At 68.7% G+C, this 24,011-nt stretch carries 19 protein-coding genes; 8 read left to right on the top strand and 11 right to left on the bottom strand.

What is annotated here, in order from left to right; all coding sequences use genetic code 11:
* Nucleotides 1-47: 47 nt before the first annotated feature.
* From VIP82_RS13385 to VIP82_RS13365, 5 genes are all read right to left on the bottom strand, one after another.
* The gene (locus VIP82_RS13385; protein WP_331909378.1) at nucleotides 48-3,395 is read right to left on the bottom strand and encodes an nSTAND1 domain-containing NTPase; all 3,348 of its coding nucleotides are present in this window, start codon (nucleotides 3,393-3,395) and stop codon (nucleotides 48-50) included.
* 82 nt (nucleotides 3,396-3,477) lie between these two features.
* Nucleotides 3,478-6,837, bottom strand: a complete 3,360-nt coding sequence (locus VIP82_RS13380; RefSeq protein WP_331909376.1) for an ATP-binding protein — start codon at nucleotides 6,835-6,837, stop codon at nucleotides 3,478-3,480.
* Nucleotides 6,834-7,640, bottom strand: coding sequence for a DUF4194 domain-containing protein (locus VIP82_RS13375; protein WP_414684673.1), 807 nt, complete (start codon nucleotides 7,638-7,640; stop codon nucleotides 6,834-6,836). Before VIP82_RS13375 ends, VIP82_RS13380 begins: the two co-directional genes overlap by 4 nt.
* A complete protein-coding gene (locus tag VIP82_RS13370; protein ID WP_331909374.1) occupies nucleotides 7,633-9,102 on the bottom strand; it encodes a DUF3375 domain-containing protein in 1,470 nt (489 codons plus the stop codon). The genes VIP82_RS13375 and VIP82_RS13370 overlap by 8 nt, the downstream gene beginning before the upstream one ends.
* Before the next feature lie 150 nt (nucleotides 9,103-9,252).
* Entirely contained in the window at nucleotides 9,253-9,894 is a 642-nt protein-coding gene (locus VIP82_RS13365; protein WP_331909372.1) for a hypothetical protein, read from the bottom strand.
* Nucleotides 9,895-10,115: 221 nt separating this feature from the next.
* On the opposite strand from VIP82_RS13365, the gene VIP82_RS13360 reads away from it, so the two are divergent.
* The 3 genes from VIP82_RS13360 to VIP82_RS13350 all read left to right on the top strand — a co-directional run bounded on the left by VIP82_RS13360 (nucleotide 10,116) and on the right by VIP82_RS13350 (nucleotide 12,003).
* Entirely contained in the window at nucleotides 10,116-11,066 is a 951-nt protein-coding gene (locus VIP82_RS13360) for an alpha/beta hydrolase (protein ID WP_331909370.1), read from the top strand.
* A 41-nt stretch (nucleotides 11,067-11,107) separates the two neighbouring features.
* Nucleotides 11,108-11,704, top strand: a complete 597-nt coding sequence (locus tag VIP82_RS13355; protein ID WP_331909368.1) for a hypothetical protein — start codon at nucleotides 11,108-11,110, stop codon at nucleotides 11,702-11,704.
* 104 nt (nucleotides 11,705-11,808) lie between these two features.
* A complete protein-coding gene (locus VIP82_RS13350) occupies nucleotides 11,809-12,003 on the top strand; it encodes a hypothetical protein (RefSeq protein WP_331909366.1) in 195 nt (64 codons plus the stop codon).
* Nucleotides 12,004-12,029: 26 nt separating this feature from the next.
* Here the strand turns inward: VIP82_RS13350 and VIP82_RS13345 are convergent, their stop codons facing one another.
* Nucleotides 12,030-12,398, bottom strand: a complete 369-nt coding sequence (locus tag VIP82_RS13345; RefSeq protein ID WP_331909364.1) for a MarR family winged helix-turn-helix transcriptional regulator — start codon at nucleotides 12,396-12,398, stop codon at nucleotides 12,030-12,032.
* 92 nt (nucleotides 12,399-12,490) lie between these two features.
* Between VIP82_RS13345 and VIP82_RS13340 the strand changes: the two genes are divergently transcribed.
* On the top strand, nucleotides 12,491-13,936 hold the full coding sequence (locus tag VIP82_RS13340) for an MFS transporter (RefSeq protein WP_331909362.1): 1,446 nt from the start codon (nucleotides 12,491-12,493) through the stop codon (nucleotides 13,934-13,936).
* Between the two features lie 80 nt (nucleotides 13,937-14,016).
* Here the strand turns inward: VIP82_RS13340 and VIP82_RS13335 are convergent, their stop codons facing one another.
* Nucleotides 14,017-14,460, bottom strand: coding sequence for a MarR family winged helix-turn-helix transcriptional regulator (locus VIP82_RS13335; RefSeq protein ID WP_331909360.1), 444 nt, complete (start codon nucleotides 14,458-14,460; stop codon nucleotides 14,017-14,019).
* Nucleotides 14,461-14,639: 179 nt separating this feature from the next.
* Here VIP82_RS13335 and VIP82_RS13330 point away from each other — a divergent pair, with 179 nt between their 5' ends.
* Nucleotides 14,640-16,193, top strand: a complete 1,554-nt coding sequence (locus VIP82_RS13330) for an MFS transporter (RefSeq protein WP_331909358.1) — start codon at nucleotides 14,640-14,642, stop codon at nucleotides 16,191-16,193.
* 150 nt (nucleotides 16,194-16,343) lie between these two features.
* Here the strand turns inward: VIP82_RS13330 and VIP82_RS13325 are convergent, their stop codons facing one another.
* The 3 genes from VIP82_RS13325 to VIP82_RS13315 all read right to left on the bottom strand — a co-directional run bounded on the left by VIP82_RS13325 (nucleotide 16,344) and on the right by VIP82_RS13315 (nucleotide 17,859).
* Nucleotides 16,344-16,886, bottom strand: a complete 543-nt coding sequence (locus VIP82_RS13325) for a TMEM175 family protein (RefSeq protein ID WP_331909356.1) — start codon at nucleotides 16,884-16,886, stop codon at nucleotides 16,344-16,346.
* Nucleotides 16,838-17,077, bottom strand: a complete 240-nt coding sequence (locus tag VIP82_RS13320; protein ID WP_331909354.1) for a TMEM175 family protein — start codon at nucleotides 17,075-17,077, stop codon at nucleotides 16,838-16,840. Before VIP82_RS13320 ends, VIP82_RS13325 begins: the two co-directional genes overlap by 49 nt.
* Before the next feature lie 167 nt (nucleotides 17,078-17,244).
* A complete protein-coding gene (locus VIP82_RS13315; RefSeq protein ID WP_331909352.1) occupies nucleotides 17,245-17,859 on the bottom strand; it encodes a TetR/AcrR family transcriptional regulator in 615 nt (204 codons plus the stop codon).
* A gap of 131 nt (nucleotides 17,860-17,990) precedes the next feature.
* On the opposite strand from VIP82_RS13315, the gene VIP82_RS13310 reads away from it, so the two are divergent.
* Nucleotides 17,991-19,430: an MFS transporter gene (locus tag VIP82_RS13310; protein ID WP_331909350.1), complete on the top strand. Its 1,440-nt coding sequence runs from the start codon at nucleotides 17,991-17,993 to the stop codon at nucleotides 19,428-19,430.
* A complete protein-coding gene (locus VIP82_RS13305) occupies nucleotides 19,430-21,451 on the top strand; it encodes a hypothetical protein (protein ID WP_331909348.1) in 2,022 nt (673 codons plus the stop codon). Before VIP82_RS13310 ends, VIP82_RS13305 begins: the two co-directional genes overlap by 1 nt.
* Nucleotides 21,452-21,569: 118 nt before the next feature.
* Here VIP82_RS13305 and VIP82_RS13300 read toward each other — a convergent pair whose 3' ends face one another.
* A complete protein-coding gene (locus tag VIP82_RS13300) occupies nucleotides 21,570-22,562 on the bottom strand; it encodes a LacI family DNA-binding transcriptional regulator (RefSeq protein ID WP_331909346.1) in 993 nt (330 codons plus the stop codon).
* A gap of 100 nt (nucleotides 22,563-22,662) precedes the next feature.
* Between VIP82_RS13300 and VIP82_RS13295 the strand changes: the two genes are divergently transcribed.
* Entirely contained in the window at nucleotides 22,663-24,006 is a 1,344-nt protein-coding gene (locus VIP82_RS13295; RefSeq protein WP_331909344.1) for an MFS transporter, read from the top strand.
* Nucleotides 24,007-24,011: the final 5 nt, after the last annotated feature.

Raw genomic sequence — 24,011 nt, 5'->3', positions numbered from 1 at the left:
AGGCGGTGTATCAGTCCTGTATCGACCGCCCGGATTTCACGCCGAGGTCACTCGCGGCATGCCGGGGCGTACGGACGAGATCCCAACAGCTCCGCCCACTCCCGTTCGGTGAGTACTCGTCCCGCGATCCGACAGGCGTGTTCCTGCCAGACTGCGGGCTCGGCGACGACATGCTCCCAACCCCCCTCGAACTCCTTGAGCATGACGGTGCGCTCATTAGGTTCGAGCCACAGTTGGTGCCGTAGGACAAGACGGCCGGGAAGGTCCGCCGACCAGTCCCCGAGATTCCATGTGATGATCGCACCCTCGATCCCGGCCGTGACCAACTCTCCGGTCGGTCGAAATTCGGCCGCGGTGACCCAGCCGTCATGACCGACGAGTGTCTCGACGATCTCGCCGGTCTTGGTGCTGGCCACCACGACGCCCGCACCTGCGATGGCGAGTAGCGGCCTGTCGGGGTGGAAGTCGGCCGCCCACGGAAAGGATGACAGCGAGATTGTGATTGGTGCGGCGACCCCGGAGGGATCCACGATCCGAACCGCGCGGGGGCCATCTCGGACCGCGATACGGTCGCCATCCGGACTGATGGCGAGGATTCCGTTGCCGGCGATCCGAGCGACCTCTTCGCCGGTTGCCGTCTCGAGAACGATGGTCGTTCTGGATCCGCTGACGTACATCCGCGAGCCGTCCGGAGAGAACTTCACGGCACTGAAGCTGAAGACCTGCTCGGACAGAGGATCGGGGAAGATCACGTCCAGATCCAGAAGAATCGGCCCGGTCAGGTTCCCCTTGGTGCCCCACCAGAGGGCGACCCCGCCGAGCTGGCCCGCCGGCGCAAGCGCTGCAAAGAGGGATCCGTCGGCCGAGAACTCGACGTCTGCGGCCGTCCGATCCACCCGCTCGTAGGTGGTCACGCCCGATCGGCCGGCGTCTGCGAGATCGAGCCTGCCCGTTCGCAGGAACGGGTCGGATGTCTCGCTGAACACGACCGCCCCAGTGATGGGGTCGATCGCCGAGGTCACAACGCTCGTGCCGGACGGCGAGTACTCGCCGAGCTGCGCCCGGGCGTCGAGATCGAACAGACGCACACCCTGATCGCTGTCGATCACCGATGCTCGGTTCCCGTCCTCGGCGAGGGACATGTTCAAGGCGGCCATCTCGTCTTCCGGTATATGGATGATGCTCGTCAGGTGGGGTGCGCGTGAGATGACGCGTACGAGGTTGAGACGTGTCTCGGAGCTGTCCCAGAGCCGGGTGGCCTCCACGGCGAGCAGGAGCGCGCGGTCGAAGTGGGGCTCGTCGAGCGCGCGTGCCGCAATGCGGCGTGCCTCGGCCGCCGTCGCGGTGAGATTCGCCTGGAGTCCCGCAAGGATGCCGGCCGCAACAGCGACGATCGCGAGAGCGGCTGCCCCGGCCGACACCCAGGACAGTCGGCGCACCATCCGGCGCTCTTTGCGGAGCTGTCCTTGCGCGGCGGCGAGTGCTGCGGTCTCATGCGCTGCCGCGGCGTCGAGGAACTCTCGCTCCACCGCCGTGAGTGCGGGATCGACCGCATCCCGCCAGTGTTGGGCCGTCGACAGCCGGCCGCCACGGTAGAGCTCGCTATCGGGTCGTCCCATCGCATCCCAGGCGGAGGCGGCGGAGCCGAGGTGTCGCATGATCCGTTGGCCCTCGACATCGTCCGCGAGCCACTCCTTCAACCGTGGCCACTCCCGTGCGAGCGCTTCATGAGATACCTGAACCGACTCCTCGTCCGCCGTGATGAGTCGTGCATCGACCAGCCGGTCGACGATCTGCGCGTGCGCGTCGTCGATCGCGATGCGTGTGCGTTCGACGCGACGAGAGACGACCGCACCGTCCGCCGAGGCTTCGACGAGACGGAGCAGGATGTCGCGCAGCAGCCGCACGCCCTCCTCCGACAGTGTCGCGAAGACCTCCTCCGCGGTCTTCGCGACGGCACCATCGATCTCACCGGATGCCCGATACGCCTCGACAGTCAGAACGCGGCCCTCACGACGGAACCACACCTGACGCAGAGCATGAGACAGCAGCGGAAGGGCGCGCCCGTCCGCATCGCGGACCAGGATCTCAACGAGGCCCGGCTCCAGGATGAGACCCGCCTCATCTGCAGGCCTCTCGATCACGGTTCGGAGGGCGTCGGGCCCGAGCGCCGTGAGCAGGAGCAGGTGCGACTGGATGATCTGGGCGAATCCTTGGTGATCGGCCAGGTCTCCGAGACGGTCGGCGCGGATGGCGACGACGAGCATGCAGCGGTACGCCAGCTGCGACAGGCCGTCGAAGAACTCGCGGATCTCGGCGGCGTCGGCGGCGGCGAAGGCCCGCTCGCATTGATCGACGATCAGCAGCGACTCTCCCACGGGCAGATCGACGTCGCGAAGAACATCGATCGGATGCTCGCCGGGCGTCACGATGGTGACGTCGACACCTCGCGCAAGGAACTGGGCACCGATCCCTGCCCTGACGAATGAGGATTTGCCGACGCCCGATGGGCCGGCGACGAGCAGCACTCCGCGCTCCTCGAGCGCCCGAATAGCGCCGATCAGCTCCTGCTCGCGACCGAAGAACCGCTCCGCATCCGCCACTCCCGCGGGAGGCAGGCCGAAGTACGGGCACTCCGGGCTCGCGGCTCGGAACACCCGGGCGGACATCAGCGCGGGATCCTGCCGGAGGATCGCCTGCTCCAGCTCGGCGAGCTCGGTGCACGGATCCAGACCGAGCTCGGCGGCGAGCAGCCCGCGCGCCCGGCGTACCGTGGCGAGCGCATCCGCTTGCCGACCCTGGCGGTATTGCGCCACGCTCAGCACCACCCAGCGCCGCTCGCGCAATGGTGCCTCGGCGACGCGGGCGCGCGCCAATGCGGTCACCTCCTGTACGTCGCCTGCCTGCAGCCGCGCGTCCAGAAGCAGCTCCTCCACTCCGAGCCGCAGCTCCGTCAGCCGTCCCGACGCGATCCGAGCTGGCCCCCAGTCCATGAGCTCGACATAGGGCTCTCCCCGCCACAGCGCGAGCGCCTCCGAGAATGTGTGCGCGGCCCGCTCGGGCTCGCCGAGCTCCAGCTGCTGCGAACCCCTCGTGACAAGTCGTTCGAACCGCTCGGCGTCGACGTCGATATGATCCGGGATCAATCGGTACCCGAGCGGGGTTGTCTCGATCCGGTCGGGCGCGATGAGCCGGCGCAGCCGCATGATGCAGCCCCGAATGACATGGGACCACGAGGCGGGTGGATCATCGCCCCAGACCGCCGCCGCGAGGGATTCGACGGACAGGGATGCACCGAGCCGGATCGTGAGCGCAGCCAGCACCGCACGATCCCGCGGAGCCAGTGGAGTCCGGCCGTCGTCGAGAGTCAGCGCTCCAAGAACGCGAACCTCCATGGGGCCACTGTGCGCCCGGCTCCGACATCCGTCAAGACAGCTGATGTCGGGCCTGGGTCGGCCGGCTCGAGGAGCCGTTCACTCACCCGCGAGCCTCCGAGAGAGCGACTTTCGGCTTGGCCCAGGAGCGGCCGTGGGTGTCTTTGAGGATGTCGTACTCGACATCGACGTGCGGCTCGATCGCGCTGTACTTGTCGTTCGGAGCGCCGATGATGAGCTGGAACCCGAGACCGCGCCATGCGCCGATGGCGCGCTTGGTGAAGTGCGCGTCGGCCTTGATGAGGGCTTCGTCGAGGAACACGGGAGCGTAGCGCGGGCGCTCGGCGCCAGCGTCGCCCAGCTGGTAGCGCAGCGCCGCTCCGACGATGAACGCGATCAGCTCCTGGGACTCGCCGCCGGACTTCTCGCCGATGTGATCGTAGAGCGCGACATGCTGCGCGGTGGTCGCGTGGATGCGCTCCGCGCTCACGCGCACGTGATTGCGCACGTCGACGAGGTCGGCGAAGTCCGGAGCGCTGCGGCGCAGGCGGTTGATCAACCGCGACATCCGGTTGTAAGCGCGTTCGCGCTCCTCGTCGGTGGCCGCGGCTTCGATCAGCGCGCGCACCTCGCGGAGCTCTCGGCGGAACCGTCGGCGGACTTCTGACTGGTTCTCGCGCGGCGTGATCTGCAGGCGGTGGTCGTCGTCGTAGAACGGCAGGTCGCGCATGATCACGTTGATCGGCTCGATCCTGTCGCGGATCTCCCGCAGCGAACGGCTCAGGGTGGAGTCGAGGTTGGTGAGGTCGTTTCCCGAGAGCTTGAGCAGGCTGTCGCGCCACTCCGTCTCGAGCTGGTGCAGGCCGCTGGTCTCGAGATCGGCGAGGATGCGTTCGAAGTCGCCGAGCGAATGGTCGGGGTCGGCGAGAAGGTTCGGGTTGGGCCAGCGGTCGAGGAACCCGCTCAGGGTGCGCCGCAGGCTCTCCCGCTGCTCCGCCACGGCGTCCTGCGCAGCTCGCTGATCGTCGCCGAACCGGCGCGCCGCGGAGTCGAGCGCCGCGTCGAACCGCGCCAGGTCCTGGGTGCGCGTCGAGGATCCGCTCTGGTCGGGAACGAGGAACTGCGTGTCGAGGTACGACGCCTGATCGTCGGTCAGCGCACGCCCGGCGGCGTCGGCCGCATCGATCACGGCCTGGGCGGCGTCGACTTCGTCCGTCGTGGTCGCCCAGGCATCGGCGAGACGCCGGCCCTCCGCTTTGGCGCCGCCGATCCCCTCGCGCAGTTCCGCGGCCTCGCGGCGCTTCTGCTCGATCTGGGACTGGATGCCGGCGATCGCGGGGTTCGCGGTGGTGACGTCCGCGATGATCGCCTGCCAGCGCTCGCGTTCGCCTTCGAGGGAGGCGACGTCGATCTCGTCCCACGCCAGGCCCCGGATCTTCGCGTAGGCGGCGAGCCGCGCGTCGAAGGCGTCGAGGTCGGCACCGGCCTCGGCGGCCGCCGTGCGGGCGACCTCGAGCTCGGCACGGACGGCTCCGAGCTGCGCAGCGAGTTCGCCCAGGCGGCGGTGAGTCGAGAAGCCGAGGACGTTGGCGCGGCCGTGCCCGCCGTGTGCCCCGCGCGAGCCGTGCGAGGTCTGTCCGGTGATGGTCAGCGTCATGCGGTGGGTGCTCAGGTCGCCGGCCGCATCGACGCAGACATAGCCGAACCGCCGATCCAGCTCCTCCTGCAGCCATCCCGTGAAGGGCGTGCTCTTGAAGTCGAGCCGGCCGGGCAGCGTCTGCGGGTCCTTGGCGCCCACGGCGGGGAGCCCGGTGTGCACGCCCTCGTACCGCAGACGGTCGGCGGTGCGGACGGAATCGATGGCGGCGCGGAACGCCGGCAGCCGCGCGACGTCGATGAGCAGCGTCGTGGCGAAACCGCCGAGGGCGAGGTTGAAGGCCTCCCGCCACGGCTCGAACTCCGTGCGGACCTCGACGAGCTCACCGACGAAGGGCAGGTCGGCGGTGGCCAGGCCGGCCGCGCGTGCGAGCAGCTCACGTGATCGGCGGAGCCGATCGGGGATGTTGTCGTCATGGCCCTCGGCTTCGCGCTGCTCGGCCTCGAGCTCGATGACGCGGGTCGCGAGGGTGTTCCTGGCGCCGACCGCCGCCGCGTACGCCTCGCGGAGCGTCTCCTTCGCATCCGCATCGGCGGCCGCCTCACGGGCGCGTTGCGACAGCGCCTCGAACTGCGCCGCCGAGCCGACCTCGATGTTCAGCACCTCCAGTGCCGCGTCGAGCTTCTCGCGCTCCCGCGCCACGCTCGTGAGCCGGTGCTCGACGCCACGGAGCTCTCGGTGGGCGGTCTCGAGCCGGTCGCCGCCCGCGGCGCGCAGCACGTCTCCGAGCCCTTCCCGCGCCAGGTCGGCCGCCTCTGCCAGCGCCTGCTTCTCGCGCACGGCGGCTTCGGCGGCGCGGGTGCCGGCCTGCAGTTCGGCTTCGACGTCGCGCAGCAGGTCGAGGCGCCGCGACGCGCGCCACAGCGTCGCCAGTGAATCCGGCTCGGTGAAGCGGCCGATGTCGTCGAGCAGGCGCAGCCGCTCGGCGGACTCTTCGATGCGCGCCCGCGCCGACCTGATCGGCTCCAGCGCGCGCACCTGCTGCTGCGCCGTCAGCATGCGGCTGCGCGTGCTCTCGAGACCGTCGAAATGCGCCACGACGGCGTCGGCGGTGGCCAGCGTCTCGGGCTCCTCGAGCACCATGCGCTTGTAGAGGTCGTCGACCGTGGTGATCTGCTGCCCGGCCTGGATGCGGGCGAGGAGGCTCATCGCCTTGGCGCCGGCGCCCGCCGCACCGATGCCGAGCACGGTGTGGAGGCGTGCCGAGAACTCTCGGTCGGTCGCGACGGTGTCGAGCCCGGTGCTCTTGACCGCGGCATCCGTCAGCCGCAGCGCTGCGGCAGCCTCGAGGGAGCTGAGATCGAAGGCGCCGGCGACGGTCGCGCGCACGCGCACGGTGTCTTCCACGACGCGCGCGGCCGCCGGGATGTACCAGGCACGCACCGCGGTGAAACGGGAGCCGTCGTGGTCGAGCCACGTCATCGAGATCGCCGTCCAGGTGTCGGTGCCGTCGCCCCGGAGCACCGTCAGCTTGGTGCCGTCCTCGGTGCGCGTCTCGTCGGTCTTGCCTCGCCCGTACGAGAGGATGTTGCGCTGCTCCTGACCGCGCGGCCGCCCGACGACTGCGCCGTTGGAGGCGCCGTTGAACGGCGTGGTGTGCGGCATCATCAGGGCCACATAGGCGTCCATCAGGGTCGACTTGCCGGAACCGGACCCGCCGCACAGCAGCGTGGCGGCCGGCGAGAACCGCACCCGGTGCGCTCCGTCGTAACCGCCCCAGTTGACGAGCTGCAGCTCGTCCGCCACCCACTGCTGACCGCGAGAAGCCGCGGGGATGAGCCCGAAGAGGGTGTCCAGCATGGTCACAGTGCGGCCTCCGTGGCGTCGGCGTCGGCGTCGTCGTCGCCCTCGTCGTCCTCGCCCTCGTCGAGGTCGATCGGGACGGACTGCGCCGACTGCGTGTCGAGCCAGTCGCGCAGCGCGCGCAGGCGGTCGGAGCTGAGCAGGATCTCGACGAGCGCGTTGATGCGATAGCGGCCCTCCGACTCCTCGTCGATGACGCCGTCCTGGCGCAGCCGGCCGACCGCGCCGCGGATCGCCTTCTGCCGTCGGGCCGTGCTGCCGTCCGCCTCGGCGAAGTAGGTCAGGACCGTCTGCTCGATCTCCTCGATGTCGACACGTGCCGAGGACTCGCCCGCGGTCGTCTCGCGCTGGTAGACCGTGCGCAGATGCACCAGCACAAGGGTCTCGGCCCGCGAGTACGCCTCATCGCGCAGCAGGATCGGGATCTCGAGCTCGTCCGACCGGATCTGCTCCTTGTAGGCGACGCCGCGATCGTGGTCGACGACCAGACGGACGAAGAGGTCGTTCAGGCGCGACTCGATCGTGTGCTGATGGTCCATCAGCACCGTCCACTCGGCGCGGTTGCGTTCGGCCATCAGGAAGCGGCGCTGAAGAAGCCGCACGAGCACGCGGCGCACCTCGGGGTCGAGCACGCCCCGGTCGCCGGGGAAGAGCTCCTCGGGGTCGTGCTCCATCGCGACCGGATCGATGAACGGGACGTCGGTCGCGGTCGCGGTCGCGGTGGCGGACCCGGTCTCGCTTGCGGCATCCGCGGCAATGCCGGTGTCGGGGCCCGCCGTGGCGGGTGCGGTCGCGAGGTCAGTCATTCTCGATCTCTTTCACAGTGCTGGCGGTCACGGCGCCGAACGCGAAACGGCGGCTCGAACCGTCGGGCCGTCGCGCCTCGGCGACGGAGACCTCGTCGCTCTCGGTCATGCCGTTGCGGTGGGCGATCTCCAGCAGTCCCAGGAGATCGACCGGGCGGCGGGTGTCGTCCGCGGCGCCCTCGAAGGCGGTGGCGAGGTCGAAGCGGTCGCCGAGCGTCGCCACATACTCCTCGAGCTCGGCGTACCGCGGGCCGCCCCAGGCGCGGGTGTCGGCATCCATGAATTCGATGTCGTCCGGCGCAGGCAGCGGCGCGGGCGCACCGGGTGGGCGCAGATCGCTGAGGGACTGCCGAAGGTGCCCGATGTCGGAGACCGGAAAGGTGTGCAGCGGTTCGACGCGATCACCGGGCCGGGAGTCCTGCATCCACATCTGCAGTCCCGACATCACCCCGCGGAGCAGTTCGTCGACCTGACGATCCCGGATCGGGTCGTGGGTGCGAACCTGCGCCGTGATGACCTGCGACGCACGGCGCTGGGCGGTGAGCACGTCCTGCACGCCCTTCTCGACCTGCCGACCGATCGAGTCGAGATCGCTGCGCTGGCCCGGTCCCATGAGTCGCGAGAACGGCTGGGCGAGCAGCGTGCGCAACTGCGTCGTCAGGCGGTCGATGTGCTCGGGGTCGCCGATGAGGCGCAGCGCCCCTTCGAACGCCCGCCCCTCGGGTGTCGACTGCATGACGTGCTGACCCCGCTGCAGGTACTCGCGAAGGATCTCACCGGTGGGACGGATGTCGCGGCGCAGGTCCGCGACGACATCCCGCTGCATCGCTTTGATCGACTCCGCGACGCGGGAGAAGTCGGCGGGCAGCTCCCGCGCGAGGTGGAGGACGTTCTCGGCCTCCTCGAACAGCTGCTCGTCGTCGATCGGCTCCGCTTCGTCGTTGCGTAGCCGGGCGATCTCCGCGTCCAGCGCGTCACGCTCCTCCAGCAGCAGGGCGATGCGTGCCTCCGGGTCGGACTCCGCGTCGCGCGCCAGGCGCTCGACGGCGTCGAGCAGCGTCCGCACCCGCGATCGTGACACCCGAGCCCGCCCGCCGCCGGTCCGGCCGGCGATCTCGAGCGCCCCCACGGCGTGAGCGGTCAGCCGGTAGACCTCGACATCATCCTCGAGCTGCGGCGCCAGCCAGCCGACGCGCACCCAGTTGCGACAGATCTCGCGGGCGGTCCCGACAGGCAGCCGGCGCTCGTCGTCGTCGTATCCTGCCGAGCGCAGCTCTTCGAGAGCCTCGCCGATCTCGGCATGGGCGTCGGCGACAGCGACCGAGCGACGCTCGGAGGTGAAGACGACAGACAGCATGGCCACGACGAAGGGTGCGTAGCGGCCGTGGAGAAGATCGAGAGTCGGATCCTTGAACGCGAGTACCGAACGCTGGTAGGCAGCCTCGGCGCGCGTATTCGACATCGTTGCAAGATTAGTCGGGCTGGCGGCGGGCCTGCTGCGGAGACCTCGGTCCAACCCGCACCGAAGGGCCCAATGCCCCACGCCCTTGCTGTCGCGTCCCTGGCCGAGAGGCGGGCGAGGAGGGAAGAGGTCTGGGCCGAGCCGGCTGGGTCAGCCGCCCGGTCCGACCGGATCGATCGGCGCACCGTCGCCGTTCTCGGGTAGGTCACCGCGCTCGACCGGCTCGCCGGGAGCCTCCGGAAGGTCGGAGAAGAGGAGTTCGAGTTCAGCGTCCGACGGCACATGCACCGCCTTCGCGGCTGCCAGAAGCTCTTCGGGCGGGGCGTCGTTCATCCCCGTGACCCGGATCAACGCACCGTCCCGCACCGCGATGTACTCGTGGAGGCTGCCGCCCGACCGATGCCAGACCCCTTCCTCATCGGTGCACGTCACCGGTTCGTCCGGTGCTTCCCACAACGGGGTCTCGGCGCAGGAGTCCGCCGTCAGCTCGCCTCGGTCCGTTCGGATGGTGAGCATGGCCCCGGTGGTCTCATCGACCCAGGTGGCCGACATCCCATCAGCGGCACCCGTCCCGACCGACTGCGGCGCCAGATCGTAGCCGTCCACCTGAGTGGTGAACACGAGTTCAGGTGCGATCCCGACCGCGCTCGCGCGCTCGGCGATCACGCTGGGATCAGCGGCATCCGTTCCCGGCATCTGCGACGCGCATCCACCGAGCGACACAGCGACGAGGGCGACGACGACACTCACGGCCGCCGATGCCACTGCGCGGGTTGGACGTGTTCGAGGCATGAGAGCATCCTGCCGCACACTCGGCTGCCGGACCATGACACGACTTGCTGTACTCGAGTGGCACCCCGTCGACGAGGGGGTTGGCCCCGTCGAGCGCCCTTCAGGGAGTTCCCACCGACTGCGGACGTCACATTCGCCGGCCTCACCTGGTCTTGTCTTGCAGGGGCTGCCGACCGGTGACGGCCGGACCTGCTCACACCTCACGACCGAAAGGATCTGTCATGACTCAGCATGTTCTGGAGCCGGAAGCCCAAGCGTTCGCCGACGCCACCTCCCAGCCTCCGTTTCTCGCCGACCTCGGTGTCGACGGTGCCCGGAAGCTGCTGGACGACGTCCAGGCGGCACCGATCGCCATGCCGGACGTCACCGAGGAGTGGATCACGGTCCCGGCCGAGGTCGGCGATGTGCGGGTGCGCATCGTGAAGCCGGTGGGCGCCACCACAGACCTGCCGGTGGTCCTCTTCGTGCACGGTGGTGGCTGGGTACTGGGCAATGCCGGTACCCACGACCGCCTCGTCCGCGATCTTGCGGCGGGCACCGACGCCGCGATCGTGTTCGTCGAGTACGATCGTTCGCCCGAAGCGCGTCACCCGGTCGCAATCGAACAGGTGTATGCGACGGCACGCTGGGTCATGAGCGAGGGCGCGACCAAGGGCCTCGACGCCTCCCGTCTGGCCATCGCCGGCGACTCCGTCGGCGGGAACATGGCTGCGGTCGTCGCGATCCTCGCGAAGAAGCGGGGTGACGTCGCATTCATCCACCAGTCGCTGTACTACCCGGTCACCGACGCCGGCCAGAACACCGACAGCTACCGCGAGTTCGCCGAAGGCTTCCACCTTCGCGCTGATGCGATGGCCTGGTTCTGGGACAGTTACCTCCCCGACCTCGACGCCCGCAAGGATGTGACCGCATCCCCGCTGCAGGCGCCGGTCGACGAGCTGAAGGGTCTCCCCGAGACGTTCCTCATCGTCGACGAGAACGACGTCCTCCGCGACGAGGGGGAAGCGTACGGGCGAAAGCTCATCATGGCCGGCGTGCGCACCACCCTGGTCCGCTACGACGGGACGATCCACGACTTCATGATGCTCAACCCGCTTCGCAGCTCCGCTGCCAGCACCGCCGCGATCGAACAGGCGATCCATGTCCTCCGCAAAGCCTTCGCCGCCGCATGATCCAACCGCACCCCAACAGCCGAGATCGTGACGAACGGCCGATGGCGGATGCCGACGCGAGCGCCGCGGCGCTGAACAGCGCCGTGGGCACGGAGCTGTTCGTGCTGCAGTCGGTCGCAAGCTCGACGATCAGCGAAGCGGGGACGCGCAGCACGATCTACTTGGCTGCACTGTCCAGTGGGCTCGTGGCGATCGGGTTCGCCGGACGATCACCGGCATTGCTGGCCATTCTCGCTTTCACCGTCCTGCCGACGATCTTCATGCTCGGGTGGTTCACCGTGGTGCGGCTGGTCGACACCAGTGTCGAGAACATCACTGTGCGTCAGCGCATGGAGCGGATCCGCGAGTACTTCGTCAGCTTGCATCCTTCGGGACCGGATCTGATCGCGCTCGACAGCCCGCGCACCGGCGAGCTGGGTGTGCGCTACTCCCGTTCCTCGTTCCTGTTCACGATGGCGAGCATGATCGCGGCCGTGAACTCCGTCCTCGGGGGAGCGCTCGTCGCCCTCCTTCTGACCTTCGGAGGGCGCGTGGATCCTGTGCTCGCGCAGATATCAGGGGCGACCGCGGGGTTGCTGCTCCTGGCCGCGACGCTCACGTACGAACGTCGCCGTATTCGGGCCGCATCCCCCGGCTGAGACAGGCGGGAAGCGTCAGCTCAGGACGACACTGGTATCGAGGGAGGGGGAGGCGCGATCGCCGCCCTCACACCCCTCCCTATTACCAAGAGGAAGGCAATCCGATGGAAGATCCCCGCTCTCACGAACCCGATGATCTGACGGGCGCCGTCGACGATCGACAGCGGCAGCTCGCACTCCTGGCGGCTGAATCGCTGTCTGCGGAGTGGCTTCGGCGACAACTCGACAACGCGCTCCTCGCGTGGTCCGCAGCAGAGACCGAAGTCGACATCTCGCGGGAAGCGCACACCGACTACTGACAGCGGGGCCGGCGCGCGAAGCGGCGTCAGCCGAGCTCGTCCGCGAGCAGTGAGCGGTAGATCTGCTGCGCCTCGGCGTGCACCTCGGAACCCCGGTCGGTGATCTCGACGACCATCGAGCGACGGTCGAACCCGCACTCCATCCTCTGGACGAGGCCGGCCTTCTGGAGTCGGTCCACGATGCGTGACAGCGCGCTCTGCGTCATCGGCGTGCGCTGGACCAGGTCACGCATCAGGCACTGCTCCTGACGCACTTCGGCGACCAGGTCGAGGATCTCGAACTCGCTGAGCCCGAGATCGCACCGCTCGTCAAGGGCCCGTTCCAGGGCGGATGCCGTCGAGAGGTACGTGGCCTGCAGGGAGCGCCATCGCTCCACCACGTCGTTCTGAGCCATGGACTCATCCTAGCCGGAAAATATGCCGCGGTATTGCATGCATTCGAATCCAATGTTGACGCAACCTATGACATGGCATGTATCTTGTCCACGTGACTTCGACAACCATCCGGGTCGTTCCCGGTTCCGACTCCCCGACCCAGCGCTGGACGACGCGCACGTGGATGCTGCTCCTTGCGGTGTGCATCGTGATCGCGCTCGACGGACTGGACGTCTCGATGGTCGGCGTAGCGCTGCCGGCCATCGGCACCGAGCTTTCGCTCGAGACCGGCACCCTGCAGTGGATCGTCTCGGCCTACGTGCTCGGCTACGGCAGTCTGCTGCTGCTCGGCGGACGCCTCGCCGATCTTCTGGGCCGCCGCCGCATCCTGCTCATCGCCCTGACCGTCTTCGCCCTGGCCTCGCTCGCCGGCGGGCTCGTGAGCGACCCGACGATCGTGATCGCCTCGCGCTTCGTCAAGGGCATCGCGGCCGCGTTCACGGCACCGGCCGCCTTCTCGCTCATCACGACGAACTTCGCCGAAGGCCCGTCGCGCAACCGCGCGATCTCCATCTTCACGACGTTCGCGGCCAGCGGGTTCTCGCTCGGCCTCATCGTCGGCGGGCTCATGACGTCGCTCAGCTGGCGCTGGACCTTCCTGTTCTCGGTCCCGTTCGCGGTGGCGGCGGTGGTGCTGGGCCTGTTCTTCATCCCGCGCGACCATGTCGCGAAGACCGGTGGTCACGACATCTGGGGTGCGCTCACCCTGGCCGTCGGCATGCTCACGCTCGTCTACACCATCGTGTCCGCGCCGGAGGCCGGCTGGGGTTCGGTTCAGACGATCCTCGGCCTGGCCGTTGCGGCTGCGGTGCTGGCGGCGTTCGCGATGATCGAGCTGCGGGCGCGGCATCCGCTCATCCGCTTCGGCATCCTGCGCGAGGGATTCGTCGCGAGGGCCAACATCAGCGCGATCGCCCTGTTCGGGTCGTATGTGAGCTTCCAATTCATCCTCACGATCTACCTGCAGTCCGTGCTCGGCTGGCCGCCGCTCAGCATGGCGCTCGCGCTGCTGCCGGCGGGCCTCGTGGTCGTGGCGACGGCCCCGTTCGCAGACCGACTGATCGACCGGTTCGGATCGCGGCTGCTCATCACCGTCGCGCTGGGCGCGCTCTCGCTGGGCTACCTGCTGTTCCTGCGCGTCGGAACCACGCCCGTGTACACGGTCGACATCCTTCCGTCGGTGCTGCTTCTCGGCGCCGGTTTCGCACTGGGCTTCCCGGCCATCCAGGAGCGCGCGACCGCGGGTATCTCGAACGACGAGCAGGGGCTCGCCGCCGGGCTCGTGCAGAGCAGTTCACAGGTGGGCGCGGCACTCGTGCTCGCGGTGACCTCCGCCCTCATCGCCGGGGGCGACCTGACGGCCGACGCGAGCGCGGCCCAGATGCTGGACGGCTTCCGCCCAGGCCTCATCCTGTCGACCCTCGTCGCACTCGCCGGGTTCGCCGTCGCGCTCGCACCGCGGCGGCGGCCACGGGCGGTGGAGGTGGGGCCCGAGTAAGCGCGAGCGCACCGATGCGGCAAGCCGGAGGGGTCGGCCGACGACTCGGCGCTACCAGCGTGATCCGGCCGTTCCGATCGTCATGAGGTCGGGAGAGCACTGACTGCCCGCGCGAGGCGCGACAGCGTGTGTGCATGGGCGACCGCCGCTTGCAGGATGTCGGCGGGAGCCGTCTGCAGCCTCTGCGACCGGTGTCGCCGGACCTGGTCGAGCTCGCCGTGGGCGATCGGCGTCAACTCGAAGCCGATGCCGCGATCGCCGGTGCGCGCCGGGACTCTCCTCACGAGCTCCTCACTCTCGAGGCGGTGCAGTGTGGCGCTGACGTTGCTCCGCTGCAGACCGATGCGCCGCGCGACCGTGGTCGCCGTCGAGCCCGGATCCGTCGCGATCTCGTGAAGCACCATGATCTCTCCCGAGGTGAGCCGTCGCACGCCGGGAAGCTCGCGTCCGCGCGGGTCGATGCGATGTGCGAGGGAGATCACCGCATCGGCGAACTCGTCGAGCTGTTCAGCGGAGAGAGGCATCGTCGCGATCATTCCTGTATACTTTCATACGCTTCGAGGGAGCGTGCCGGCACGGGGGCCGACATGCTCGTGTAGCCGTCGCTGCCACCCAGGTCCTCCGGGCATCCGACGGCGCTCCTCGCGTAGCCCTGGGCTCGTTGCTCCGTCGTGCATCCCGACACTCGACGAAAGCACGCTTCATGACCTCACCTCCATCGTCCGTCGCCCAACGGCGTACGCCGCTTCGCGGGCATCCGATCGCGACCCTCGTCGCCGTGTCCTTGGGCCTGTTCATGGTCGGCTTGGATGCGACCGTGGTGTCGATCGCGAACCCCGCGATCGCCACGTCCCTGAACACGTCCTTCGTGCAACTGCAATGGATCACCCATGCGTATCTGCTCGGGCTCGCGGTCTGCCTCATACTCGGAGGCACCCTGGGAGACCGTTTCGGACGCCGCCGGATGTACATCGTCGGTGTCGCCGCCTTCGCGGTCAGCTCCATCGCGATCGGACTCGTCGGCAGCGCGACCGGGGTCATCGCGTTCCGGGCGATCCAGGGAATCAGCGCCGCTCTCCTCATGCCGCAGACCCTCTCGCTTCTGCGAGCCACCTTCTCCCGCGAGAAGTTCGGCATGGCGGTCGGGATCTGGGGCGGAGTCTCATCGGTGGCGATCGCTGCCGGCCCGATCGTCGGCGGTGCGCTCGTGGCGACCCTCGGGTGGGAGTCGATCTTCTTCATCAACGCGCCCATCGCCGTCTTCACCATCGTGTTCGCCGCATTGGTGATCCGCGAGTCGGTGGCAGGGACCAGCTCCGTCCGCTTCGATGTGCCTGGGGTCATCCTGCTCGCGCTCGGCCTTGCCGGCCTCGTCCTGGCCATCGTGCAATCGGAGGATTGGGGATGGAACGACATGCGCACCATCGGGCTGCTCGTCGGCGCTCTCTGCGTTCTCGCACTGTTCGTGCTCGTCGAGGGACGCAGTTCCCACCCGCTGCTCCCTCTCACACTGTTCCGCGAGAGGGGTTTCTCCATCGGCGGTCTTGCTGTCGCAGCGAACTTCTTCGCACTGCTGGGAGTCACGTTCTTCCTCAGTCTGTTCCTGCTGAACCTGCGCGGCGTGGACGGTGTCACCGCCGGCGTCATGCTGCTTCCCCTGTCAGCGGTATCGATCATCGCCTCGCCGATCGGCGCGATCCTGGTGAGCCGGATCGGCCCGCGCATCACGATGACGGTGGGGCTGGCCCTCGTGGCCGTCTCGCTGGGGGCTCTGACCTTCACGGGCGTCGACACGCCCTATGTCGCGATGGCGGTGCCCTTCGTCACCCTCGCGCTCGGGGTCGGTCTGACGATGACCGCGGGCGCCGACTCGATCGTGGGCAGCGCTCCTGTGCACCTCGCGGGTGTGGCGGGCGGCTTCCAGGCCACGATGCTCCAACTCGGCGGGGCCCTGGGTACGGCGGTCTTCGCGGCGGTCGTGGGTGCGGGCGCGGCGCGGGAGTCGGCGGACCTTCCGCTCGATCACGCCCAGGCGGATGCGCTCGCGCAAGGCATTGTGCCCCCGGGCATGAGCGGAGCCACGGCGGAGGCGGCGCAAGACGCCTTCCTCGCAGGCATGCACGAAGCGATGCTGGTCGGCGCGATCGTGACCGGCGCCGTCGCGCTGCTCGCCGGGACGCTGCTGCGCCGGCCGGGCCGGCACAGCGCGGATGAGGTGGTCCTGGAGACGCTCGAGGGAGCGGTCGGGGCTCGATAGGTCGTTGCCGCTCGGCGCTGAGAGTCCCCGATTGGCCGGCGCGCAGAGCGGCCCATCGGGGCCGCTCGTGCATCTCGCGCACAGCGCCGAGCGACGCAGAATCCGCCTCGCAGCAGTGGTGACGGTGAGGCGGTGTCGGGCGGCGACTCGTCAGCTGCTCTTCGGGTCGTCGCTGGTTCCGGTGGCGTCGTTGTCGGCACCGCGGAAGAAGGCGGGCCGCTGGTCGAATCCGTGGCTGGTGAGGCCGTAGAAGGCCGGAAGGAGCAGGAAGACGACCGATGCCACGAGCGGGTGGATGAGGACGCCGGCAATTCCCGCCGCTACGTACAGTACGACTCCGACGAGCGCGCGCGGGCGCTCCCGTGCGAAATACTCATCGTCGACCTCCTCCCTCGTGAGGTCGGGATGCCGTGCCAAGTACGAGAAGAACACCAGCCACGACAGGCACAGCAGCGCTCCGACTATCGCGTAGAGAGCGACCGCGACCCGCTCATCCGCCAGGTTGCCCGTCCTGGCCGTTTCGGCGATCACAGCTGTTGGCCAGGGAACCAGCGCGAGCGTCGCGAGGATCGCCAGATTCGCCCACTGCAGGCCGCGGTCCATCTCACGGATTCGCGTGAAGGCGGCCTTGTGGTTCAGCCAGATCACGGCCAGGTAGGTATAGGACGCCGCAACGCCAGATACGTCGGCCACTCAGCCAGCAGGGCCGTCAGCAGTCCACCGGGCTCGCTCTCGGGTGGCCTGAGATCGAGCCCGAGCAGTGTGATGACGATCGCGATGATCGCGTCGCTGAACGCGATCGCCCGGCCTGGGTCCGAGCGCGTGGCGTCTCTTCCCCCGCCTCGCTGGCGGTGCCGGCCTTCTCCTGCCACGGCCTCCTCCATCCTTCGCGACTGAACTGTGGATGCGTCGACCGAGAGCGATGCCTCCGGAACACCCCGGTCTACGCCGAACCCCGGTCACGATAAGGCGTGTGCCGACTGATCGGCACCGGCTTCACAGATGACGCGGACGGGAGGAAAATGCCGTCCGACCTCTCAGGTCGAGACGCCTATCCGCGCTCGTCGGCCGCGGTCTCTTCGATGCCCAGGGCGCGCAACAGATAGAGCAGGTTCGCACGGATGTCGATCGACCGGTCGTACATCCACTGCAGCCGCAGTCCATCCCACGCCGCGAAGACCAGGCTCGCAGCGATCGCAGGATCGATGTCCGGCGACAATCGGCCCGCGGCCTGAAGCCTCGTCACGGCGTCGCGGACGACGAACCGGACGCTCTTGTACCGGTCGTGGATGAAGTCGTGAGCCGCATGGTCGGGTTCGGTCGCCTCGCCGGTCACGCGCAGCGACAGCTGAGTGAAGCCCGGTGCGGCGGCTTCGTCGTCTACCGCCAGCAGGATGCGCTGCACCAGGTCGTCGGCGAAATCCTGATGCTCGGCGTCGATCTGGACGGCGGTGACCTCGTCGCGCCGGCGCAGGATCTCGGCGAAGAGCGCGTCCTTCGACCCGAAGTAGTGGAGCAGTCCGTTCTGGCTGAGGCCCACGGCATCCGCCAGCTCCTTGACCGTCGCAGACGCATACCCTTCGCGGTCGATCACGTCGAGCGCGGCATCCAAGATCTCCGCGCGTTTCGCCCTGCCCTTCGCGTACGGTCCCCGCGCTGCAGCCATAAACAGCACGATATACGGGTTTGGCTTGCACGCACCCAATCCCGCATGACATGCTGGTTTCACCCGACCAGCACAGCCGCGCCAGTGACGTACGCGGAGTGTCGGACATCACTGTCGATGGGAATCTGCACATGACTGAAACGACGGCCGCTCCGCCGAAGGCGAAGGGCGACGTGATCGTCGATCCGGCCGAGCCGGGCACCTCGCCGATCCTGATCAAGGGGCCGCTGTCGCGCCGGTACCTCACCTGGTACACGATCGTCACGCTGTCGATCACGGCGGTATGGGGGGCGACGAGCATCCTCCTCGCCAATCAGGTGCAGATGCTGGAGTTCGGACAGTGGTTCACCGGGGCGGATGCCGGTGTCGATCTGCAGCAGTTGACGCTCCTCCAGCAGCAGATCGCGGCAGGCTCGGCCACGGCGACGCCTGAGCAGTCGCGCCAGCTGGACCTGCTGGCCGGCTTCGATGCCGCGCGCGCTCAGTCGCTGTCGGTCATCGCGTCGCTGGGTGTGATCCTCACGATGCTGCTTCAGCCGCTGGTCGGCGTCGCGTCGGACCGCACTCGCACCCGACTGGGACGACGTGCGCCCTGGATCCTGTTCGGCACCCTGGCCGGAGCGGTCTTCCTCGTCGGCGTGCGGTACGCGCCCAGCATCGCGGTGCTCGCCATCATCTGGATGACCGCGCAGGCGGTGCTCAACACGGCATCGGGCCCGCTTGCGGCGACGGTCGCCGACCGGATGCCCGAGAACCGCCGCGGCACCGCGTCGGCGCTCGGCGGCTTCGGCAACTTCTTCGGCGGCGTGCTCGGTGGCGTCGGCGCCGGTCTGCTGTTCGCGACCCTCGGCCTGGACATGTACTTCGTGCTCGCCGCCCTCGTCGCCTTCGCAGGCACGATGTTCGTCATCTTCGCGCGGGACGCATCGTCGAAGGACCTCGCTGTCGAGAAGCTGCACTGGAAGCCGTTCCTGCTGGGCTTCACCGTCGCGCTGCGCACCCGCAACTTCCGGTGGGTGTGGGTCGCCCGCATCCTCCTCACCTTCGGGTATGCCGTATCGACGGCGCTGTCGCTGTACATGATGCAGAGCTACATCCGCCCCGCCCTCAGCGCGGCGGAGGCCACTCAGATGGCCGGTCTGCTCGCACTCGTCGGCGTGCCGTTCATGATCATCGCCGTGCTGGTCGCCGGCAGGCTCTCCGACAAGCTTCAGAAGCGCCGCTCGTTCGTGATCTTCTCCTCGGGCCTGATGGCTCTGTCGATGCTGATCCCGATCCTCTCGCCGACGCTCCCCGCGCTGTTCATCCAGGCGATCATCGGCGGCATCGCGTTCGGCGCCTACCTGCCCGTCGACCAGGCTCTCTTCATCGACGTGCTTCCCGACCAGAGGGCGGCGGGCCGCGACCTCGGCGTCGCCGCGCTGGGCTCGAACCTGGGCCAGGCGCTCGGCCCCGCTCTCGCGGGTGCCGTGGTCGCCCTCACCGGCGCCTACCTCGGGGTGTGGATCGCCGCTTTCGTCCTGGTTCTGCTCGCCGCGGTCGCCGTTCTCCCGCTGAAAGGTGTCAAGTGATGACTTCGATCGATGAGACGCTCGCCGTCGCGGCGCTGACAGACGTCGTGTGGGATCACGACGACGATGTCGACTTCTCCCAGCCTTTCGTCGATCTGGACCAGTGGCGCGACAGCCCCGTGCGACACCGGTACGTGCACGGCGGGTTCACCGGCACCGACACCCGGTTCTCGCTGTACCTCCCCGGCCCGGACGCCTATGAGGGCCGGTTCTTCCAGCACGTGACGCCGGTGCCGCAGAGCGAGAATCTCGCGCAGGTCTCAGCCAGCGACTACAACCCGATCGCGTTCGCTGTCGACAGCGGCGCTTATTTCGTCGAATCCAACGGCGGGGGTCCGGATGCCGCGAACCCGTTCTCCGGCACGGATCAGACGATCGGCGCCTACCGTGCGAATGCCGCGGTCGCTCGATTCTCGCGTCACGTGGCACAGCAGGTCTACGGCCGGCGGCACCGCCCGTACGGATACCTCTACGGCGGGTCGGGCGGCGCGTACCGCACGATCGGCTCCTCCGAGAACACCTCAGCGGTGTGGGACGGGTTCGTGCCCTACGTGCCGGGCAGCCCGATGTCGATCCCGAACGTCTTCAGCGTGCGCATGCACGCGCAGCGCATTCTCCGCGACCGCTTCTCCGAGATCGTCGACGCCTACGACGTCGGCGGGGATCCGGCATCCCTCGTCCTCACCGACGAGGAGAGCGCAGCACTCGAAGAGGTGACGCGGATGGGCTTCCCGCCGCGCTCGTGGTTCGCGTGGAAGACGATGGGGATGCACGCGTTCAGCGTGCTCTACCCCGGAGTCATGGCGGCGGACCCGACCTACGCCGACGAGTTCTGGAGCGTCGACGGCTACCTCGGCGCCGAGCACGGGTCGTCGGTGCATCGCGACCGCGTGCGGTCTGCGACGACCGTGGCCCAGCTCGTAGGAGTCACCGAGACGCGCGGCGAGCAGCTCACCGCCGGCGGGGTCGATGAGTCGTTCCTCCACTCGGTCGACGGGCAGACGGCTTCAGCGATCAGGCTGGCGCACGTTTCGGGCGGATGGATGCTGGGCGCCCAGCTCGTCGTCGGATCCGGCGCCGCGGCGGGCAGCGTCATCCGCCTGTCCGGCGTGGATGGCGACCTCGCCCACATCGAGCCCGGTCAGGATGCCGTGGTTTCCCTCCTCGGCGTCGGTGACGAGGTGGTGCTCGACAACTCGAGCTTCCTCGCAGTTCAGACCTACCACCGCCACCAGGTGCCGGGCCCGGAGTACGCGGTGTGGGACCAGTTCCGAGACGACGCCGGCCACCCGCTCCTCCCGCAGCGACCGATGCTGCTCGGACCGATGTTCACGCAGCACGCCGCCGGCACAGTCCCGGCGGGGCAGATCAGCGGGAAGATGATCGCGGTCGCCTGTCTGCTCGACCGCGAGGCCTTCCCATGGCAGGCGGACTGGTACCGCGCGCGCGTGAGCGAGCACCTCGGCGATGCGACGGACGACCGCTTCCGACTCTGGTACGTCGACAACGCGCTCCACGGCGACGACGATCCACAGGAGTTCCCCGACCGCTCCGTCGCCTATCTCGGCGTTCTGGAGACCGCGCTGCGTCAGCTCGCCGCCTGGGTCGAGGACGGCGTCGAGCCTGCTTCCACATCGACCTACACGGTGACGGACGGGCAGGTCGTGATCCCGGAGGCCGCAACCGAGCGCGGCGGCGTGCAGCCGGTCGTGACGCTCACTGTCAACGGCGAGTCCAACGCCCTGGCACGGCTGGGCGAGCCGGTCGTGGTTCGGATCTCGGCCGAGGCGGTCGGCGATGGTGTCGTCGTCGAGGTTCGACCCGTGACGGGTGGAGTCCTCGGCGAGCCAATCGCTTTCGAACCGGCGGCATCGGTGGCGATCGACCACGAGGTCGTCTTCGACGAGCCGGGCACGCACTTCGTCGCGGTCCGCGTCTCGGCGCAGACCGCGGGCGACGCGGACGACCCGCACGCTCGTGCTCAGAACATCGGCCGAGCGCGCATCACGGTGACGGCCTGACACCGACTCGGGTCCTCGTCGCAGTTTGGAGTGACCAGCTGGTCCGATGCGCTGACACGGGGCTCGGTTCGGCCGGGGTCGGTGGTGGCGGTGATCGAACGTGTCTGCCCGCCTGAGCTCAGGAAGTCTCGCGCTCCACGAGGTAGGCGTCGGTCTCCGGACCGGCGACCGGCGGCGGCGTGCCGGTCGCGGCGCTGAGGGCGAGGTCGGCGAGGTATCGGCCGATTCCGGCGGTGTCGATGCGAACACTCGAGAGCGCCGGCACCAGCAGACGAGCGAGGGGCGTGTCGTCGTGACCGACGACAGCGAGATCCTCCGGCACTCGAACGCCTGACCGAAGCGCGGCTCCCAGCACGAGTGCGGCCACGTCGTCGTTGTAGGCGACGACTCCGTCGACGCCCGCCGCCATCCACGCCCTGAGATGGTCGGGGGCGCTCGATTCGGTCATTGACGCCGCCGCCACGAGCTCGGTCCCTGTCCGTTCACGAAGCGTCTGCGCGGCGAGGTCTCGACGCTGTGCGACGAGGTCGGCGAGGCGCGGGTCGGGCGACGCGGCGAATGCCAGCCGGGAGCGTCCGCGAGCGACGAGGTGTTCGACCTGCAGGCGGGGTCCGTCGACGTAGCCGAGGTCACCCACGGCCCCGAATTCGCCCGCCGGGACGGACGGAATCACATGCTCGACGCCGCTGGCGCGGATCTCGGCGAGTCGATCGGCCTCGAATGGCGTCATCCCGATGACCACGTCGGGTCGTAGCGTCTCCCACAGGGGTCGGGCGTGGCCACCGGGATGCGGTGTCATCGTGACCAGGGAGTAGCCGGCCTTGTCAAGCGCGAGCGAGGCCTCATCGAGGTGGGTGCGCATGCTGTAGTCGAGCGGCCAGTCGGGCAGCACGAGGAGGATGATTCGGCTGCGCCCACTGGCGAGCGCACGTGCAGCGGTGTTCGCGCGGTAGCCCAGTCGTTTCGCCTCGGCCAGTACGCGCGCGCGTGTGGCCTCGGGGATCGTCTGGCCCGGAGTGTCGTTCAGCACGAACCCCACCGTCGCGCGGGAGAGCCCCAGGGATCGTGCGACATCGGCAGCCGTGACCCGCTTGACCGTGGATGCCGGCATCCGATGTCCTCCTCGAACTTGCGCGTGCTAGTGATCGTACCGTAGCATCGCGGTCAGTCACTAGCACGCGCTAGCTACCCGACACGACAATGGAGTCCCCATGACGACCCCGAGCAACGATGAGCCAGTTGCCACACCCCTTCCGGCATCAGTGCCCGCCCCTGCCCTGGATGCGATCGCTCTGGACGAGACGATCCAGCACGCCGGCGGCGATCTGCCGAAGGTGAACGCCCGCTACATCTGGTTCATGGTGCTGGCGCAGTTCGGCGTCTTCATGGCATTCATCACCCCGTTGGCGATCTCCCTCTCGATCAAGGTCAACGCACTGGCTCCCGGGCACGAGGAGTACCTCGGCTACATCACCGGCGCCGGCGCGCTCTTCGTGATGCTCTCGGCGCCCTTCATGGGCGTCTGGAGCGACCGCACCCGCACCCGGTACGGCCGCCGCCGCCCCTTCATGGTCGGCGGCATGATCGTCGGCGTCGTCTCGCTCGTCGTGATGGCCCTCTCGCCCACTGTGCTGCTGCTCGGTCTCGGCTGGGTGCTGGCCCAGTGGGGGTGGGGCACCGTCCTCAGTAACCTGCAGATCTCCACCGCCGACCGGCTCCCCGAGTCGCAGCGCGGCAAGGTCGCCGGCCTCACCGGCTTCGCCACGCAGGTCGCGCCCGTGTTCGGCGTCATCCTCACCTTCGGCGTCACCGGCGACCCGCTGCTGCTGTTCCTCATCCCCGGCGCCGTGGGCGTCGTGCTCGTCACCCTGTTCGTGACGCTCGTGCACGAGGACGACAGCCGCTCCCTCGCGCGTGACCGCATCGGGCTCGGCGGACTGCTGCGCAAGTACCTCTACAACCCAGCCAAGTACCCGGACTTCTCGATCAACTGGCTCGGCCGATTCCTCTTCTACTTCGGCCTCACGCTGAACACGACCTTCACCGCGTTCTTCTTCGCCAGCCGCCTAGGCGTCGACATCGCCGAGGTCGCCGGCATCATCGCCGCGCTCGGTGGCGTGGGCGTGCTCGCCGTGACCGCCGGCGCGCTCGGCGGCGGCTTCCTCTCCGACAGGCTCCGCCGTCGCAAGCCCTTCGTCCTGCTGGGAGGCGCACTGATGGCCGCCGGCATGCTGCTGATGGCCTTCACCGGCGACGTCCCGTTCCTGATCGCCGGCTCGCTGATCGTCTCGGCGGGCATCGGCATGTTCTCGGCCGTCGACCAGGCGCTGCTCTTGGATGTCCTCCCCGAGAAGGCGACGGATGCCGGCCGCTTCATGGGCATCACCGGCTTCGCGACCTCCATTCCGCAGTCGGTCGCCCCGCTGGCGGCGTCCGCAATCCTGCTGGTCGGCGTCACGGGGGCTGAGAAGAACTACACGCTCCTCTACGTCATCGCCGCAGCGCTGGTCCTGCTCGGCGGACTCGTCATCCTCCGCATCCGCTCCGTTCGCTGATCCAG

The organism is Microbacterium sp., assembly GCF_036566905.1.
Taxonomy (GTDB): domain Bacteria; phylum Actinomycetota; class Actinomycetes; order Actinomycetales; family Microbacteriaceae; genus Microbacterium.
This window is presented reverse-complemented; position numbering and strand designations above follow the sequence as displayed.

Excerpts from the sequence above, each read along its gene's own strand:
- VIP82_RS13360 (WP_331909370.1), top strand. The coding sequence starts at position 10,116 with ATGACTCAGCATGTTCTGGAGCCGGAAGCCCAAGCGTTCGCCGACGCC.
- VIP82_RS13385 (WP_331909378.1), bottom strand. The coding sequence starts at position 3,395 with ATGGAGGTTCGCGTTCTTGGAGCGCTGACTCTCGACGACGGCCGGACT.
- VIP82_RS13300 (WP_331909346.1), bottom strand. The coding sequence starts at position 22,562 with ATGCCGGCATCCACGGTCAAGCGGGTCACGGCTGCCGATGTCGCACGA.
- VIP82_RS13335 (WP_331909360.1), bottom strand. The coding sequence starts at position 14,460 with ATGCCTCTCTCCGCTGAACAGCTCGACGAGTTCGCCGATGCGGTGATC.
- VIP82_RS13315 (WP_331909352.1), bottom strand. The coding sequence starts at position 17,859 with ATGGCTGCAGCGCGGGGACCGTACGCGAAGGGCAGGGCGAAACGCGCG.
- VIP82_RS13350 (WP_331909366.1), top strand. The coding sequence starts at position 11,809 with ATGGAAGATCCCCGCTCTCACGAACCCGATGATCTGACGGGCGCCGTC.
- VIP82_RS13295 (WP_331909344.1), top strand. The coding sequence starts at position 22,663 with ATGACGACCCCGAGCAACGATGAGCCAGTTGCCACACCCCTTCCGGCA.
- VIP82_RS13310 (WP_331909350.1), top strand. The coding sequence starts at position 17,991 with ATGACTGAAACGACGGCCGCTCCGCCGAAGGCGAAGGGCGACGTGATC.
- VIP82_RS13320 (WP_331909354.1), bottom strand. The coding sequence starts at position 17,077 with ATGGAGGAGGCCGTGGCAGGAGAAGGCCGGCACCGCCAGCGAGGCGGG.
- VIP82_RS13330 (WP_331909358.1), top strand. The coding sequence starts at position 14,640 with ATGACCTCACCTCCATCGTCCGTCGCCCAACGGCGTACGCCGCTTCGC.
- VIP82_RS13305 (WP_331909348.1), top strand. The coding sequence starts at position 19,430 with ATGACTTCGATCGATGAGACGCTCGCCGTCGCGGCGCTGACAGACGTC.
- VIP82_RS13370 (WP_331909374.1), bottom strand. The coding sequence starts at position 9,102 with ATGTCGAATACGCGCGCCGAGGCTGCCTACCAGCGTTCGGTACTCGCG.
- VIP82_RS13355 (WP_331909368.1), top strand. The coding sequence starts at position 11,108 with ATGGCGGATGCCGACGCGAGCGCCGCGGCGCTGAACAGCGCCGTGGGC.
- VIP82_RS13365 (WP_331909372.1), bottom strand. The coding sequence starts at position 9,894 with ATGCCTCGAACACGTCCAACCCGCGCAGTGGCATCGGCGGCCGTGAGT.
- VIP82_RS13345 (WP_331909364.1), bottom strand. The coding sequence starts at position 12,398 with ATGGCTCAGAACGACGTGGTGGAGCGATGGCGCTCCCTGCAGGCCACG.
- VIP82_RS13375 (WP_414684673.1), bottom strand. The coding sequence starts at position 7,640 with ATGACTGACCTCGCGACCGCACCCGCCACGGCGGGCCCCGACACCGGC.